Genomic DNA, 16,429 nt, shown 5'->3' with positions numbered 1-16,429 from the left:
CAATGACTATTTTTGTTCTGCTGGTAAAATCTTGTTTTGAAGCCAACCCATCATTTTATCTAGCACCAAACCAACAATGCCGATGTAAATTAGAGCTAAAATAACTTCGCTGACGTTGTTATTTTGATAGGCATCCCAGATAAAGAAGCCGATTCCGACAATACCGGACATGACGATTTCGGCGGCGATAATCGCTAACCAAGCTAAACCGATCGCAATTCTCAAGCCGGTAAAGATGTAGGGTAATGCCGCCGGAATCAAAATATTAGTGAAATATTCTTTGCGGCTAAGTTGCAGAACTTTGGCGACGTTGTTGTAATCTTGGGGAATTTGGGTAACGCCGACAGCAGTGTTAATTAAGATGGGCCAAATGGCGGTGATGAAAATTACGAATAAGGCTGCGGGTTCGTTTTGTCGTAAAGCTGCTAAAGAAATCGGAACCCAAGCTAGAGGCGGTACAGTCCGCAGTAGTTGGAAAATGGGGTCTAGAGCTTTGGACATGGTTTTATTAACCCCAATCAAAATGCCTAAACCAATACCAACGATCGCAGCTAGGGTATAACTAATGGCGACTCGTTGTAGACTCGCGAGAATCTGCCAAAATAGACCTTTATCAATGCCACCTCGGTCATAAAATGGCCAGAAAATCAAAACCCAAGTGTCTTGGATAACTTGTATTGGCCCTGGTAATGTGGCGCCGGGAATCCAAGCGAAGAGTTGCCAGAGAACGAGGAAGATTGAGATAGCGATCGTTGGTGGTATCAGGTCAGGAAATTGCTTTTTCAGGCTGGATATAAAGCTATTATTCAATCTAGGGCTTGCAGGGCGTTTTTGGGCTATTGTCATGATTTGTGTTCCTCAGATTTTATTTGTTATTTGTCGTTTGTAAATAATCGATATCTCTAGACGCGATTCATCGCGTCTCTACAAGAGGTTAATCGCGTTTCTAAATACTGACCTTTTTGATTTTGAGACTCTTCAAATATTCTTCTGGTTTTTCGGGGTCAAATTTGATGCCATCAAAAAACTGTTCTACACCACGGGATGTATTTGTAGGAATATCAGCAGCATTAATTCCAGCTTCTTTAGCAGCTTCTTTCCAAATATCTTCGCGGTTAACTCTGTTAATAAGTTCCTTAGCTTTGGCAGCATTATTGGCAATGTAATCTTTTGGTAAAAATCCCCAACGAACGTTTTCAGTGATGAACCATAAATCATGACTCTTATAGGGATAAGAAACATTACCTTTTTCATCTTTCCAGTAGTAAGCAGCCATTGATTTATCATCAATTTTGCGACCATCACCCATGTCATACTTACCTTGGTATGGATCGGCTAGAATTTCCGGTGAAGGAAGATTGAAATAATTCCGTCCAGCGAGAATTTTAGCGGCTTCTTTGCGATTATCAAAATTATCTAACCACTGTTGGGCTTCCATAATTCCTTTTAAAATTGCTTTGGTAGCCTTGGGATTTTTATCAACCCAGTCGCCTCTCATCGCCAGGTATTCTTCAGGATGATTTTTCCAAATTTCTGCGGTTAATGCTGCTACGTAGCCAATTTTGTCTTGCACCAGGCGATAAGGCCAGGGGTCGCCTGTACTAAAGGCATCCATTGTTCCTGTTTTCATGTTGGCTACAGTTTGCGCTGCTGGTACTGTGAGCAATTTCACATCTGCATCTGGATCTAAGCCGCCTGCTGCTAACCAGTAGCGAATCCACAAATCTTGGTTGACATGGGGAAAGGTAAATGCAGCTGTGAAGGGTGTTGAGGATTTTAATTCTTTAAACAAAGACTTAGCGCTGGCGAGTTGTAAGCTAATACCTTTGCCTTGGTGCTTGTTTGCGATCGCAATTCCATTTCCATGCGTAATTAATTGACATAATACATACATGGGAATTTTTTGATTGCCTTTGGTAATTAAACCTTCTGAAATTAAATGTGGCATTGGCATCTGCCATTGACCGCCATCTATACCACCACCGGCAGAACCAATTTCTACGTTATCTCTGGCTGCACCCCAAGAAGCTTGTTTGGAAAGGTCAACATTACTCATCCCATACTTTGCAAAAAATCCCTTTTCCTTAGCAATAATTAAAGGAGCCGCTTCTACAATGGGAATATATCCTAACTTGACTGTAGTAGTTTCTGGTGTTTGTTCGGGGCTAATATTAGCAACCGTTTGAGCAGTTGGCTGTGCTTGAGTGCTTCCACCAGTCAGGTTTTCAGGAGGATTACCCAAACAGCCTTTGAGCAATACAGCACTCGCAGATACTCCGGCTGTGAAGATGAATTTGCGACGGGAAATTTGATTAAAAAATTCTGTCATAATATCTCCTGAAAACGTAAATTCTATTTTTATAGCTATGACAATTTAGGCAAAAAACGTTATGTTTATTGCACTATTAATTATTAATCAAGCTAGATTTGACAAAGCGATCGCAGCCATTTCATCAATGAAATAGCTACCGATATAAAAACTCGGCTAATTTATTAGCTCTGCTTTTCTTGTGTGATGCAGAGGTATCATTCACCTTGTTGAAATCAGTTTACAGCCTTTGAAGCTGATTTTTTAACTCGGAGTCTGGATTTATTAAACAAATATTAAATTGGATGCATAAAGAAAAACTTATCTATCTTCCTTAACTATAGGAAGATTTTCTAATATATAAACTTTTATTTATGAAGACTATTATGTTTACTTGATGATTTACTGTTTTCACTTCTTTTGTAACTTATTTTTAGTAGGAATTTGACATATATAAGTTTTTATTTATGATAACTATTATGTTCAGAACATAATCTTTTAGACGTTCCATATCGACATCCACCCGCCGCCCAGAGAACGGAATAATTCGATAATGGTACATTAGTGGGAAAGTAGCAATTGCCCCCGACAATACCCAGTTGGTTGTCTTGATATGGGTCACGAGTTCCCGGAAGACTCCAAAACCAGTGGAACCAAAGCCGTAATTACAGTAAGTCGGAAGGTTATAAAGGTTTCTGGTGGAGAACAGGTTGTCAAATTCGATGTTTGTAACCGGAACACGTTTCACAAAGACCTTGGATCTTGCAAAACATCCTTGGCTAAAGACGCGATGAATCGCGTCTCTACAAGGCAAATAATTGGGGTAGTTCATGTAGTGTATTCGGCGTTAATCCTCACGTAGTCATAACTCAAATCACAACCCCAAGCTTTACCCACACCATGACCATTGCCAACGTTAACTGAGATTAACACTGTATCCTGTTGCAGATAAGCACCTGCGGCTGCTTTTTTCAAATAAGCACTCGCCGCTGCACGGTCAAATTGCAGAGGTTGCCCGTTTTCCAACATTAAGAAATCCCCTAGCTTAATTTGCAGATTTTCTTGCTCAAAGGGCACACCTGCACGTCCAGCAGCGGCGGCGATCCGTCCCCAATTCGGATCGCGTCCAAAGATTGCAGATTTAACTAAGGATGAACCAGCGATGGTTTTGGCTATTTGTCGGGCTAAGAGTTCATCATGAGCGCCAGTCACTTCCACTTCAATTAAACAGGTTGCGCCTTCACCATCACGAGCCATCGCTTTGGCTAAATGCTGGCAAACTGCTGTTAACATCGCCTCTAATTTCTCTGCTTCTGCACCCCATTCTATAATTGCTGGGGTGCGAGATTGACCGTTTGCCAAAGCAATTAAGCTGTCGTTGGTACTGGTATCACCATCCACAGTAATGGAATTAAAGCTTCTATCAGCTGCTCTTGCTAACATCTGCTGCCACAGGTGAGGCGAAACCACAGCATCACAAGTAACAAATGCCAGCATGGTTGCCATGTTGGGGTGAATCATACCGGAACCCTTGGCAATACCACCAATTCGTACCGGGCGTTGGCGCAGCCCGCCGGAGGCATCGCTTATAGTTGTCTCTAGGGCAATGGATTTTGTTACCAAGTCTGTAGTGATAATCGCCCCGGCGGCGGCATCTGAACCTGTTTCTGATAGTGCTGCTACTACCTTGGGAATCCCGCTTCGCAAAGCATCCATCTTAATTCTTTGACCAATCACACCAGTGGAAGCCAATAACACAGATTCAGATGGGATGTTTAATGCTTGACCTACTGCCAAAGCAGATTCTAAGGTATCAAGGTAGCCTTGAGTCCCTGTAGCAGCATTTGCTTGTCCGGCGTTGCAGAGGATGGCACGAGCGCTCTGTTTAGCTTGCAATCGTTGGCGACAATATTCTACGCAGGCAGCTTTAACTTGACTGGTGGTGAACACACCAGCTGCGATCGCTTCCACCTCTGAGAATATTAAAGCTAAATCTGGCAACCCCGAAGGTTTCAACCCTGCGGTAATTCCCGCCGCCTGATATCCCCTTGGTGCTGTGATGCCACCTGTAATTTTTTGCCAATCTGCCATTATTCTTCCTTACAACTATCAGGTTGGATAGGTCAATTTGTGCTTTGGAAAAGTGCTGTTAGCGGATAGCTATGCTTGAGCCAGTACTGAGTGCTGAGTTAGGAGTTAGGAGTTATTTGTTTTCCCCCACTCTACTTTGCACTCTCTTTTATTGTGAGTTTATTTGCTGATGGCAATAATAATGCACCAGTTGGCAATTGGCATAATTGTTTTTATGTTTCGTCATAAGAAAGATAAAAGCAAAAAAGGAGAGCTACTTAGGTTGCTCTCTAGATTGCCAAGGTGCATCTACTCACTGCACTCTCTCATTTCTCTTCTCAGGGTTAATACTTATCTATTGAGATTATTTTTAATAATATTATGAGATTAACCGTAAATACCACAAAAGGAAAATAAAAAAGAGAGCTACTTAGGCAGCTCTCCAGATCATCAGGGTGCATCTACTTACCACAGCATATCATTTTAGGTATGCGGGCTGTCACCAGTTTTTGTATGAAGATTTTGTGAAGAATAACCGGGGAAATACTTACTTGGAAATTGAAAATTGGGCATTGAAAAGAGGTAGAGGGGAAAACTCTTCTGCCTTGCCCCCTACCTCTACCTCCCCTGCTAGGGGAACTCCAAAAAAGAAATTATCCAAATTTTTGGAATCAAAACCACTTTTCTTGCCCCTGCTCCCTGCCCTAAAAGCGATGGGATATTTTTTTATTTGGAAGTCACTAGGCGTTCAGTTTTTTCTCCACCAATTCGTTAGTCAGCTTCGGATCGGCACGTTTGCCTGTCTTTTTCAAAACTTGTCCAACAAAAAAGCCTTTGAGGTTGGTGTTACCGTTGCGATACTTTTCTAGTTCTTTGGGATTGGCAGCTATGACTTCATCAACGATGGGTTCCAGTACACTAGGATCGGCGATCAACTCTTGACCTGCAAAGGCTTTTTCAGGAGAAATACCACTGAGCAAATCTGGCAACTTTTCTTTAGCTTGAGCATTGCTAATTTTGCCCGTTTCAATGCGAGTGATGATATCAGCTAGATTGGTGGGAGTTAGGGCGATTTCACTAATACTAAGTTTTTGCTTATTGAGGTGGGCTGCGATATCTTGAGTAATCCAGTTTGCAGCAGCTTTGGGATTTGCTCCAGATGCGATCGCAGTTTCAAAATATTCCGCTATTGAACGATCTTCTGTCAACACTCGCGCATCGTAAGCCGAAAGCCCCAATTCACTTTCATAATGATGGCGTTTTTGGGCTGGTAATTCTGGTAATTCGCTGCGCCAGTGCTCTAATTGTTCATTTGTCACCTCAATTGGTGCTAAATCTGGTTCGGGGAAGTAGCGGTAATCGCTAGAACCTTCTTTCACCCGCATACTACTTGTGCGTTGAGCGCCTTCTTCCCACAGCCGAGTTTCTTGGATAATGCGATCGCCTGCTTCGATTGCGGCAATTTGGCGCTCAATTTCGTAGTCAATCGCGCGTTGGATGGCGCTGAACGAGTTCATGTTTTTAATTTCTACCTTGGTGCCAAATTCCTCTCGTCCCACTGGACGCACAGAAATGTTGACATCGCAACGCAGAGATCCTTCTTGCATATTGCCGTCACTCACGCCGAGATACCGCACAATCCGGCGCAACTCTTCGGCATATTCAGCAGCTTCTAATCCAGAACGCAGGTCAGGTTCCGAGACAATTTCTACTAACGGGATACCTGCACGATTGTAGTCTACCAAAGAATAGGAAGAACCGGAGAGGCGATCGCTGCCGGCATGTACCAATTTTCCAGCATCTTCCTCCATGTGCAGACGCGTGATACCAATGCGTTTGCGACTAGGATTCCCGTCAGCATCTACCAACTCAATTTCTAACCAACCATGTTCTGCGATCGGTAGATCGTATTGAGAAATTTGGTAATTTTTGGGTAAGTCAGGATAAAAATACTGTTTACGGTCAAATTTGCTATATCTAGCGATTTGACAATTTAGTGCCAAACCAGCCTTGACGGCGTATTCTAATACTTTTTCGTTGAGTACAGGTAAGACCCCAGGTAAACCCATACAAACAGGGTCAATGTTAGTATTTGGGTCAGCACCGAATGCTGTAGAGCTATTAGAGAAAATCTTGGTATTGGTACTCAGCTGACAATGGGTTTCTAGACCAATAATCGCTTCATACTCAGTTTTTACAGTTGTAGCAGTCGTCATAATATCACTATTTCGGCATAATCCTTCTTAGGGTACTATTGTAGCGGCGTATTGACTTGCCCTGAAGACGGTTATTTGGGTGAGCAATGCTTACCCTCATGAGCTTGAAAAGGGAGATGCAAATATAAGGTGAAGAAAATCTTAATTATTGGTTCTGGGGGTGCTGGTAAATCTACCCTAGCCCGCGAACTGGGAACCATCTTAGGCTTAGAAGTCATTCACTTGGATGCTTGGTATTGGAATCCTGGCTGGGTTGAGACTCCAAAAGCTGAATGGCAGAGCATAGTCCAAGACCTAACCCTACGAGAATCTTGGATTATGGATGGTAACTATAGCGGTACTCTCGACGTTCGTTTGTCGGTTGCAGATACGGTAATTTTTTTGGATTTTCCCCGGATTTTGTGTTTGTCGCGAATCATTAAACGTCGCTTCATGTATGCTGGACAATCCAGACCTGATATAGCATCAGATTGCCCTGAAAGATTAAATTGGGAATTTCTCAAATATATATGGTCATACCCAATTAATCGTCGTCCTGAAATTATCAAAAAACTTAGTCAATTAACACCAAATCAGCAAGTTTTTATTCTCACTAAACCAACAGAAGTTAAAGAGTTTTTACAAAATATTTACCACCATTCACATTTACCCAATTAATTTTTATTTAAATTACTCTAATTTCCTCTTTTTTAGAGCAAGCCTTTACAATCCGTAAGTAAATTAATTGAATAATTCTTAAAAATATATAGCAATCCTAAATCATTCGTGAAAACCCCTCTTATTCTCTCTGCGTTCTCTGCGCCTCTGCGGTTCGTTATAAAAAATTATTTTTCACAAATCAGATAGCATTGCTATATACACCCCTTAATCCATCCCTAGAACTCTTTAACAATAAATCAAACTATCAAAAATATTAGCACTCAAAGCTTGTTAGTGCTAATTTATGACTGAAATTTAATGCCTATGATATAGACCAAAACTATACTTTTTCTAGATGCTTTCGTTACTTGTCAGATAGTATATTAGAAAATACTCAAGATTTACTGCAAGTAATTTAAAACTGGGAGTGCTAGCATGAAATACACTTTTGATATTGTCGGAGTATCTCCACTTTTACAGTTTTTTAATCATCAACAGCAAAATGGGCAAAAACCACCTCACCAAGGCGTGGAATACCTGGGAATGCATACATGTACCCTAGACACCTTTCTAGAATCAGTGGAATCAGTTCCAGCAAAGTGGGATTGGAATCTAGATCAAGTGGTAGATACCGTGATTCAGTTTTGGTTGAACAACTCAGACAGTATTCGTTATTGGAAAGTACGTTTAACTGATGCTGGTAAGGATAATTTACTAGTCGCAAGATTGGCGGATATAACTGCCTTACAAGCTGAGTTTGAATCCTTACTAGATAAGGACTGGTGAAGAAATAGCTAGCAGGGCTATTTCATTCTCATCTAGCCCGCCTCAGAATTTATTCTGAGGCTAATAGCACTCATTCGTCTCAAGACGACTAATAAAGGCTTTTAGTCCACTAAGCGTGGAGTTGGGCTATTAGCCCAGAACTAAAGTTCCGGGCGGTTTATGTCTAGAACGAAATAGCCCTGAATAGCTAGAGCGGAGCAATTCCTGCTCCGCCTCCAGTCAAAATCAATGTTTTTCTCTGTGATTCTCGTTTTCAAGTGCTTTGAGAATTTTGAGATATAAATTTTCTACTCTTTTCGTTTGAACTTTACCAAATGATGCATAGTGAGTTAAACTAGGAGCGCCATTTACTTCAATAATCGTATAATCTACCATTGGTAACGTTATATCACTAGTCAGAATATCCACACCTGCTAATCTCAATTCCATATCTTTTGCAATACTTACTGCTAATTTTTGAAAATCAGGATGAATATTTTCAGTGAAGTCTATTGCCTCGCCTCCAGTTGATAAATTTGCATTGTCTAAAAGATAGACTATATTATTCTTGGGTATAACACTATTAAAAGTTAGTTTCCGTCTTCGCAAGTTTTTTTTGATTCTGTAATCTTCAAAATCTATAATTTCTTTTCTCCCATTTTTGATAAAACTTTCCTGTTTCTGTTGCATAAGTTCCAAAACATTAGATTGGCCATCTCCTATTATAAATAAGGGAATTCTTTGATATGCCGAAACTACTTCATCATCAAGTACTACAATTCTATAGTCATTGCCACTATAGAATCGCTCAACAATAAATCCTGTGGTCTTTTGTAAAATTTTCTTAGCTGCTTGATAGTATTCTTGCTTGTTGTGAACCTTTGTCACAAATATTCCTTGACTGAGATTAATCGGCTTGACAATTACGGGAAATCCCAACTCTTTAGCATAATAGAATCCTGCATCTATATTCCTGGGGTTAGCTATTTCTTCGCATAATTCTTCACTAAAAAATGTTTTTCCTTCAGTAACCTTATAGCCAAATTTATTCAGAAAAAAGCTCGAAACCCCTTTGTCTTTAGCTATTGCGGCTGAAGCAAAAGAATTAATACTAAACCTGGTAGTACGAAAAAAGGTTTTATTGCCGTTTTTAAACGTAATCAGTCCCACAAAGTTGCATTCTGGATCTACTAAAACTACTGCTCCTATTTCCTCAGCTACTTTTTGAATTATTGATGTTACGAACGGTGTTTGCATTACCATAAATATATGAGGAATAGTTTAACTATTTTATAGCAATTAGTTAACATATTATAAATTAAAAATTCCACTATAAATTATCCATACAACTCAAGTGAAAACCTTAATAAGAAACATTTTTTAAGTATTCTAAACTAACTATAAAAAAAGGTAAATATCCCCAACATAGCTTTACTGCTCGCACTTATAGGAAATTAAGAGTGTGTTCGCGCCCATTAATCTTATGCAGGTTATTGTTCATTTTATATTGACCTTTTAATAGTATTTTTTCAGACATGAATTTTTATTTTAACACTGATACGGACTTTACTTATGTGTATGCATACAAATCATGCAAACCCAATAATTGCCAAACTTTCTGGTTGAGCATTCTTGTGTCTTGGAAACAATTGCTAATTAAGGCTTTGAGATTCATAGCCACCCGAAGATTTCAACTTAGTTGGTCTAAAATATAGCGCTAAGTGTTGACAATTTATAAATAATCGAATAACAAGGTGGCAGCAGCATTAAAAAATAGCGTTAGTGCATTCCTACCTAGAAACTAATTAACGCCCTTCATGAAACTTAATACGGGTAACATAATTATGCCAGAAAATACGGATAACAAAGCTTCTAAATCAGACAATCAGGCTATAGCCTATAAAGAACGCCTCAATTCTTGGGCGATCGCTCGCCTACTTCCTAATACCCAACGCGAGATTGTTGCTCGCTTCCGCAGCCGTTCTGATGCCGATGGCTATATGCGCCACCTTCCCCAGGAAATACCAAATGCTTCCTACATGGTTGTTTTTGATTGTCAGCGCGAAGAAGCTGTAATTTAAAGTACAAGTATAGGCAATAAACCTATCTTGAAAATAGGAAACAGCATACAAGTGACAGGGAACAGGGAAGGAAATTTTTGGCGTTGCAGAACAGTGGGATGAATTGAGGCAAGCAGGGGAAGAATATTGGAAGTTGCTAAATCATCTCGCAACTATGCAACGCCAGATTTTTGTTCTGAATTATGCTCACTCTGTTCGTGGGTGTCTGTTGCAAAAGGGACTTTTGCACTCTTGTGGTGATAAGAGAAGGGTTGGGTTAAGGGGAAAAGGAAAATTCAATCCCTTTAACCCTTGCTCTTAATCCCCACTACACTTTTTTTGCGATCGCGGGCGTAGCTTGCTTAGAATGGAAGTATAGGAAGCCTGCTTTGAGTGTCTACGCACTTGTGGGAAAGTTAGGGCATGATAAAAGAATTAAAAATGAGTCACCCATAGCGTAGCGGTAGCGTCACAGCCTGTTGGAGACATAGCTTACACTCCAGATTGCAATTCGCGCTTCACTTAAAAATTCTGGATGTTGCCAACAAGCATATCAACCTTTGTATTGTACCTTTTCATATCCGAGTTTCCGACCCATCCTTGATAATTCAACAAACAGTAAGCCTTTGCGCGTCTGTTTATTCGTTTTAGGGAACTCCAAATAAAAAAATACTCAACTACTTTTTGTGGGGTGGGCGACACGATAGCCCCAAGCCTTGGGCAGACAAGATGTCCACCCCACAAGATTGGATAATTTATTTGTTGGAAGTCCCTTAATGGCACATTAGCGATCGCCTACGCCATCGGGAGTACGTTTCGTAGAGCAACCAGGTCTAGCACGGCATAAACCCACCTATCATCTCAACTAACAGACAAGTTGCTCTGAGCAACTGGTTAAAGATAGACAAACTTCCGCCGCAGTATACTAGTACAGACAATTTGCTGTTATCAGAAAAACGGTAACTAGAACCAGAAGTTATTAAGTTTTTCTACGAATATTATATATAAATATTTTAATTCAAAATAAATTCCGTAATTGCCCCCTTGCTATTGATATTTTAAATTACTTAAAAGTAAAAGTTAGCGCAATAAGCCCTGAAAGTGCTGGAGGGTTAATAAGTGGTCAAACAGCACCGAAATAACTGGTTCAAATCTGTGAAATTTTTCCGCAAACAAGAATTACTAGCGCCATTGCTAGGGATTTTCTTCTTAATCTCTGTAGTCCTACTCTGGCAGAGACTCTTAATCCAAATTCCGGGCTTATTAACACAAATAGTATTGATTACAGGGTTATTGGTTGTTGTCACGCTGACATTATTAATTTATTTTGCCCTGGCGATGAAAGCAACTAACCAACAGATAATAGCAATAAATCAGGAGTTAACTCACAGGATTTTAGAACAGAAACAGCTAGAAATTGCCCTTCGCACCAGCGAAAATCATTTGCGACAGTTGCTGGAAACTGTGAAAGTCATCCCTTGGGAATTAGACTTGAAGACTTGGCGATTTATTTACGTTGGGCCGCAAGCAGTAGACTTATTAAATTATCCGATCGCAGAGTGGTACGAGGAAAATTTTTGGGTTAATCATCTACATCCACACGATCGAGAAAAGTCTGTTCGTTTTTGCCAAGAAGCAACTACTAGGTGCGAGAATTCCGAATTGGAATACCGGATGTTAGCAGCCGACGGGCGAGTTGTTTGGCTGCGAGACGTTGTAAGTGTAGTTCAGCAAGCAGGAACCCCTACTATATTGAGGGGTTTTATGTTTGATATAACTGATTTGAAGTTAGTTGAAGAAACCTTGAGACTGAGGGAGAGGGCACTTGCTGCTACTAGTAATGGAATTATTATTGCTGATGCCAGACTCCCCTATAATCCGGTCATTTACGTCAACGCTGCCTTTGAGCAAATAACAGGCTACAGTGCTACTGATGTGATTGGGCAAAACTGTCGATTTTTGCAACGCACAGATACCCAGCAACCAGTACTCAATGAATTGTGGTCATCTATTCAAGCTGGAACAAGTTGCAAAGTTATTCTCCGCAACGATCGCAAAGATGATACCTTGTTGTGGAATGAATTGAGTATTTCTCCTATCCATGACGAAAATGGCAAGTTAAGCCACTTTATTGGAATTCTGACAGATATTAACGATGTCTATGATGAGCTTCGCCGACGCAAACAAGCCGAAGCCAGTCTGCGTCGGCAAGCCCTCACCTTTGAAAACATGCATGATGGCGTAATTATCACAGATTTAACCGGAAATATTATTGACTGGAATCCTGCTGCCGAAAGCATGTTTGGCTATACTAAAGCAGAGGTTTTAGCTAAACATCCCAGTATTTTGCATCAGCCGGAAATAGCCGCAACATTAAGCAGCAAAATTTTGGAAAGAATCAATCAGGAAGGACGCTGGTCGGGGGAAATCCACTTTATTCGCAAAGACGGCAGTGAGGGAATTTGCGAAACAACCATAGTCTCTTTACAGGATGAACAGGGGAAAACTGTTGCCACTGTTGGCGTCAATCACGACATTACCGAAAACAAACGAGCAAAAGTTGCACTGCAACGGCAATTGCATCGCACCCTACTACTCGAACAAATTACTCAGGAAATTCGTCAAAGTCTTGATACCAAAAAAATCTTTGAGACGGCTGCTACCCAAATTGGACAAGCATTTGGAGTGGAACGTTGTCTAATCCATTCTTACATTAGCGACCCCACACCCCGAATTCCTTTAGTAGCAGAGTATAATACATTGCCTGGTTATTGCTCCATGTTGAAATTGGAAGTTTCTATAACCAATAATCCTCATGCCGAGAAGATGATGGCACAAGAAATAGCGATCGCTTCTCCAGATGTGTACATCGATCCTTTACTCCAGACGGCTGAACCTATCTGTCGAGAAATTGGGCTGAAGTCTATGCTGTCAATCCGCACCTCCTATCAAGGAGAACCCAATGGTGCGATCGGCTTACATCAGTGCAGCTATTTTCGCCAATGGACACAAGACGAAATCGAATTACTAGAAGCTGTGGCGGCTCAACTGGGTATTGCTTTAGCACAGGCTCAGTTACTGGAACAAGAAACGCGCCAACGTGAAGAACTTACCTTAAAAAACTTTGCCTTGGAGCGGGCAAAACGTCAGGCGGAAGCCGCAAATCGAGCAAAAAGTGAATTTTTGGCAATGATGAGCCACGAAATTCGGACTCCAATGAATGCTGTGATTGGCATGACCGATCTACTGCTGGATACTGACCTCACGCCTCAACAGCAAGACTTTGTGGAAACAGTTCGCAGTAGCGGAGATGCTTTGCTCACCATCATCAACGATATTCTAGATTTCTCCAAAATTGAGTCGGGCAAGCTGGAATTAGAAGAACAGCCTTTTGATTTGGCAGCTTGTGTGGAGCAGGCTATTTCCCTTTTAGCTCCTAAAGCTGCCCAAAAGGATATCGAACTAGCTTACCTGATCCGCCCGCAAGTTCCCACTCACATCGTCGGTGATTTGACTCGTCTGCGCCAAGTCTTGATGAACCTCCTCAACAATGCCATTAAGTTTACTGAAAAGGGAGAAGTGGTACTCTGTGTGGAACTTGGGATTGGGAATCGGGGATTGAGCATAAGGAGTAATGAGAATTTCGATCGAGAAACTTCTTCCCAGTCCCCGATACCTGGTGGAAAAGACCAATTTCGCTACGAAATTCAATTTGCCATCAAAGATACAGGTATTGGCATTGCACCAGAGAAAATAGAGCGATTATTTCTACCCTTCACTCAAGCTGATGTCTCTATGACTCGACAATATGGCGGCACAGGGCTGGGACTGGCAATCAGCAAGCGGTTAACTAAGATGATGGGCGGCACCCTTTGGGTGGAAAGCCAGGGGTTTGTCGGTGGCAATCCTAGCCCTAGATGGGAAAATGGAAAACTATTCTCATCTCCTGACTCTTCCCAAGGTTCAACATTCTACTTCACCATTACTACCAAAGTGGCTGCTGTGGGAGAACAAGCTGAATTAAGCAGTTCGCCACAGCAGTTTGCGTCCAAGCGACTGTTGATTGTGGATGATAATCTCACCAATCGCCAAATTCTCAGCTTACAAGCAGAGTCTTGGAAAATGGAAACTTATGCTGCCAAATCTGGTAAAGAAGCTTTAGCTGAACTTGCTAAGGGAAGGCAGTTTGATATTGCTATTTTAGATATGCAGATGCCAGAAATGGATGGCATAACCCTAGCTCGTCAAATCCGCAAGCAAGCTGGTTGTCAAAATCTGCCTTTGGCGATCGTGACTTCTTTGGGTAAAGTAGAAACTTCCTCTGACTTTAATGATGTCCAATTTGCTGCCTCTTTGAGCAAACCTATCAAACAGTCTCAACTCTACGATGTTATTAACCGGGTTTTGGGTAATCAGCCGATCCAAGCCAGTATTTCTCATTTTCCTTCGATCGATCGGCATTTGGCTCATCGTCTGCCACTGCGGATTCTTCTGGCAGAGGACACGGTTGTCAATCAGAAAGTTGTTTTACTGATGCTAGAGAAAATGGGTTATGGGGCAGATGTCGTAACCAATGGGCTAGAAGTGCTCAAGGCTTTGCAAAAACAGCCCTATGACCTAGTGTTGATGGATGTCCATATGCCTGAAATGGATGGGTTAGAAGCGACTCAGAAAATCTGTCAAGAATGGGAAGTGGGTTTTCGTCCCCATATCATCGCCATAACTGCCAATGCCATGCGGGGCGATCGCGAAGTCTGTCTTGCTGCTGGTATGGATGACTACATTAGCAAACCCATTCAGCTGCAAGAGCTAGCTGAGGCACTCAGCAAATGTCCACCCCTAAGAAGTTCTGAATTCACTTCTACAGTAATGCAAGGTAAAGTGATGTCCCCAGAATTGCAAAATTCCTATATTTTACAGTCAGGGCAAAACCAGACATTAAAAACCGCCAAAATTGATGCCAAAATTCTCCAATCCTTACGGGATATGGTTAGAGGAGATCGTGTGCTATTTACTCAACTGATTGAGTGTTATCTTACAGAGACACGGAGACTCGTGCAAGATATTAGCACAGCTATCACAACTCATGATACTCAGACTTTATGGAAGAAAGCCCATCAACTCAAGTCCAGCAGTGCCTCTATTGGAGCGATCGCCTTGGCGCAGCTTTGCAAGGAGTTAGAAGCACAGGGACAGAGCAGTAAATTAGAAAACGACCTAGAATTGGTTTCACAACTATATGAGGAATACGAACAAGTTGAAACAGCGTTACAAAAAGAACTTGTGAAGGAAGTACCATGAAAGCCAATGCTCAAGAAAGTGAATCTTTAGTTCTAATTGTTGATGATGAACCTTTTATCCGCCTGATATTGCGACATTTCTTGGAGCGGGAAGGGTATCAAATAGCAGAAGCTGAAAATGGTATAGAAGCAATAAAAGTTTTCAACCAACTGCACCCTGATATAGTACTCCTTGATGCCATAATGCCGGATATGGATGGATTCGAGTGTTGCACTCAGTTACAGCCTTCAAATTGTAGCAAGCACACTCCAGTTTTAATGATTACAGGGCTTGAGGATCAAGAGTCAGTTGACCGTGCATTTGAAGTGGGGGCAATGGATTATGTTACCAAACCAATTCACTGGCCAGTTTTGCGACAACGGGTAAAACGCTTGATTCAGCAATCTCAGTTACAGCAAAAACTGGAAGCAGTTAATGGGGAATTGCAGCGATTAGTTACTATCGATGGATTAACTCAAGTAGCTAACCGCCGACGATTTGAAGAGTATTTTAACCAAGAGTGGCAGCGGATGAAACGGGATCAACAGTCTCTCTCCCTGATTCTTTGCGATGTTGATTTCTTCAAATTATATAATGATACCTATGGTCATCGGGTAGGCGATCGCTGTCTTCAAGAAATTGCTAAAGCCATCAAAGATATTATTAAACGTCCCGGAGACCTAGTTGCCCGTTATGGTGGGGAAGAATTTGCTGTGATTTTACCTAATACAGACACCGAGGGGGCGAGTTGTGTTGCCGACAAAATTTGCCATGCTGTCCGAACGCTAGCAATTCCTCATAAAAATTCCCAAGTTAGTTCTCATGTAACCATTAGTGTCGGGTTTGCGACAGAAATTCCTCAGCCAGATTCTGATTTGGAAGAAATGATTGCTGCTGCGGATCGGGCGTTGTATGAAGCAAAGGCAGCAGGACGCGATCGCTTTGTGCAAAATATTCTACAACCCAAAAGCAAAAATTCCCGCTAGTACGCCAGCTAAATTTTGGATTTTAGATTTTAGATTTTGGATTATGCAAGAGTGACTGTTAATCGCATTTAGTCTTTCATCTATCACAATCATTAGTATCAAAAG

Annotated in this window: 11 protein-coding genes; 6 read left to right on the top strand and 5 right to left on the bottom strand. The window is 41.4% G+C overall.

All coding sequences use genetic code 11. The annotated features are described in order from the left end of the window. Positions 1-6: 6 nt before the first annotated feature. Positions 7-846 carry a nitrate ABC transporter permease gene (ntrB, locus tag V7L01_RS00235; RefSeq protein WP_335030851.1) on the bottom strand — a complete coding sequence of 280 codons (840 nt, stop codon included), beginning with the start codon at positions 844-846 and terminating at the stop codon, positions 7-9. Positions 847-946: 100 nt separating this feature from the next. Continuing rightward, the gene (locus V7L01_RS00230; protein ID WP_335030849.1) at positions 947-2,329 is read right to left on the bottom strand and encodes a CmpA/NrtA family ABC transporter substrate-binding protein; all 1,383 of its coding nucleotides are present in this window, start codon (positions 2,327-2,329) and stop codon (positions 947-949) included. A 592-nt stretch (positions 2,330-2,921) separates the two neighbouring features. On the opposite strand from V7L01_RS00230, the gene V7L01_RS00225 reads away from it, so the two are divergent. Then, on the top strand, positions 2,922-3,170 hold the full coding sequence (locus V7L01_RS00225) for a hypothetical protein (protein WP_335030846.1): 249 nt from the start codon (positions 2,922-2,924) through the stop codon (positions 3,168-3,170). Here V7L01_RS00225 and argJ read toward each other — a convergent pair. Then, the gene (gene argJ / locus V7L01_RS00220; protein ID WP_335030843.1) at positions 3,137-4,399 is read right to left on the bottom strand and encodes a bifunctional ornithine acetyltransferase/N-acetylglutamate synthase; all 1,263 of its coding nucleotides are present in this window, start codon (positions 4,397-4,399) and stop codon (positions 3,137-3,139) included. The genes V7L01_RS00225 and argJ overlap by 34 nt on opposite strands. Before the next feature lie 719 nt (positions 4,400-5,118). Next, positions 5,119-6,594 (bottom strand): Asp-tRNA(Asn)/Glu-tRNA(Gln) amidotransferase subunit GatB, encoded by a 1,476-nt coding sequence (gatB, locus tag V7L01_RS00215; protein WP_335030841.1) that lies wholly within the window; start codon positions 6,592-6,594, stop codon positions 5,119-5,121. Between the two features lie 129 nt (positions 6,595-6,723). Between gatB and V7L01_RS00210 the strand changes: the two genes are divergently transcribed. Beyond that, positions 6,724-7,251, top strand: a complete 528-nt coding sequence (locus V7L01_RS00210; RefSeq protein ID WP_335030839.1) for a DNA topology modulation protein — start codon at positions 6,724-6,726, stop codon at positions 7,249-7,251. Between the two features lie 417 nt (positions 7,252-7,668). Then, on the top strand, positions 7,669-8,019 hold the full coding sequence (locus V7L01_RS00205; protein ID WP_335030837.1) for a hypothetical protein: 351 nt from the start codon (positions 7,669-7,671) through the stop codon (positions 8,017-8,019). A 225-nt stretch (positions 8,020-8,244) separates the two neighbouring features. Here the strand turns inward: V7L01_RS00205 and V7L01_RS00200 are convergent, their stop codons facing one another. Further along, a complete protein-coding gene (locus V7L01_RS00200) occupies positions 8,245-9,255 on the bottom strand; it encodes a cyanophycin synthetase (protein ID WP_335030865.1) in 1,011 nt (336 codons plus the stop codon). Between the two features lie 587 nt (positions 9,256-9,842). Between V7L01_RS00200 and V7L01_RS00195 the strand changes: the two genes are divergently transcribed. The 3 genes from V7L01_RS00195 (at position 9,843) to V7L01_RS00185 (ending at position 16,324) form a co-directional block, all read left to right on the top strand. Next, the gene (locus V7L01_RS00195; RefSeq protein ID WP_335030835.1) at positions 9,843-10,079 is read left to right on the top strand and encodes a hypothetical protein; all 237 of its coding nucleotides are present in this window, start codon (positions 9,843-9,845) and stop codon (positions 10,077-10,079) included. A 1,098-nt stretch (positions 10,080-11,177) separates the two neighbouring features. Then, the gene (locus V7L01_RS00190) at positions 11,178-15,359 is read left to right on the top strand and encodes a PAS domain-containing hybrid sensor histidine kinase/response regulator (protein WP_335030833.1); all 4,182 of its coding nucleotides are present in this window, start codon (positions 11,178-11,180) and stop codon (positions 15,357-15,359) included. Beyond that, positions 15,356-16,324, top strand: coding sequence for a PleD family two-component system response regulator (locus tag V7L01_RS00185; RefSeq protein WP_335030830.1), 969 nt, complete (start codon positions 15,356-15,358; stop codon positions 16,322-16,324). Before V7L01_RS00190 ends, V7L01_RS00185 begins: the two co-directional genes overlap by 4 nt. Positions 16,325-16,429: the final 105 nt, after the last annotated feature.

The organism is Nostoc sp. (genome assembly GCF_036917095.1).
GTDB lineage: Bacteria > Cyanobacteriota > Cyanobacteriia > Cyanobacteriales > Nostocaceae > Nostoc.
This window is presented reverse-complemented; position numbering and strand designations above follow the sequence as displayed.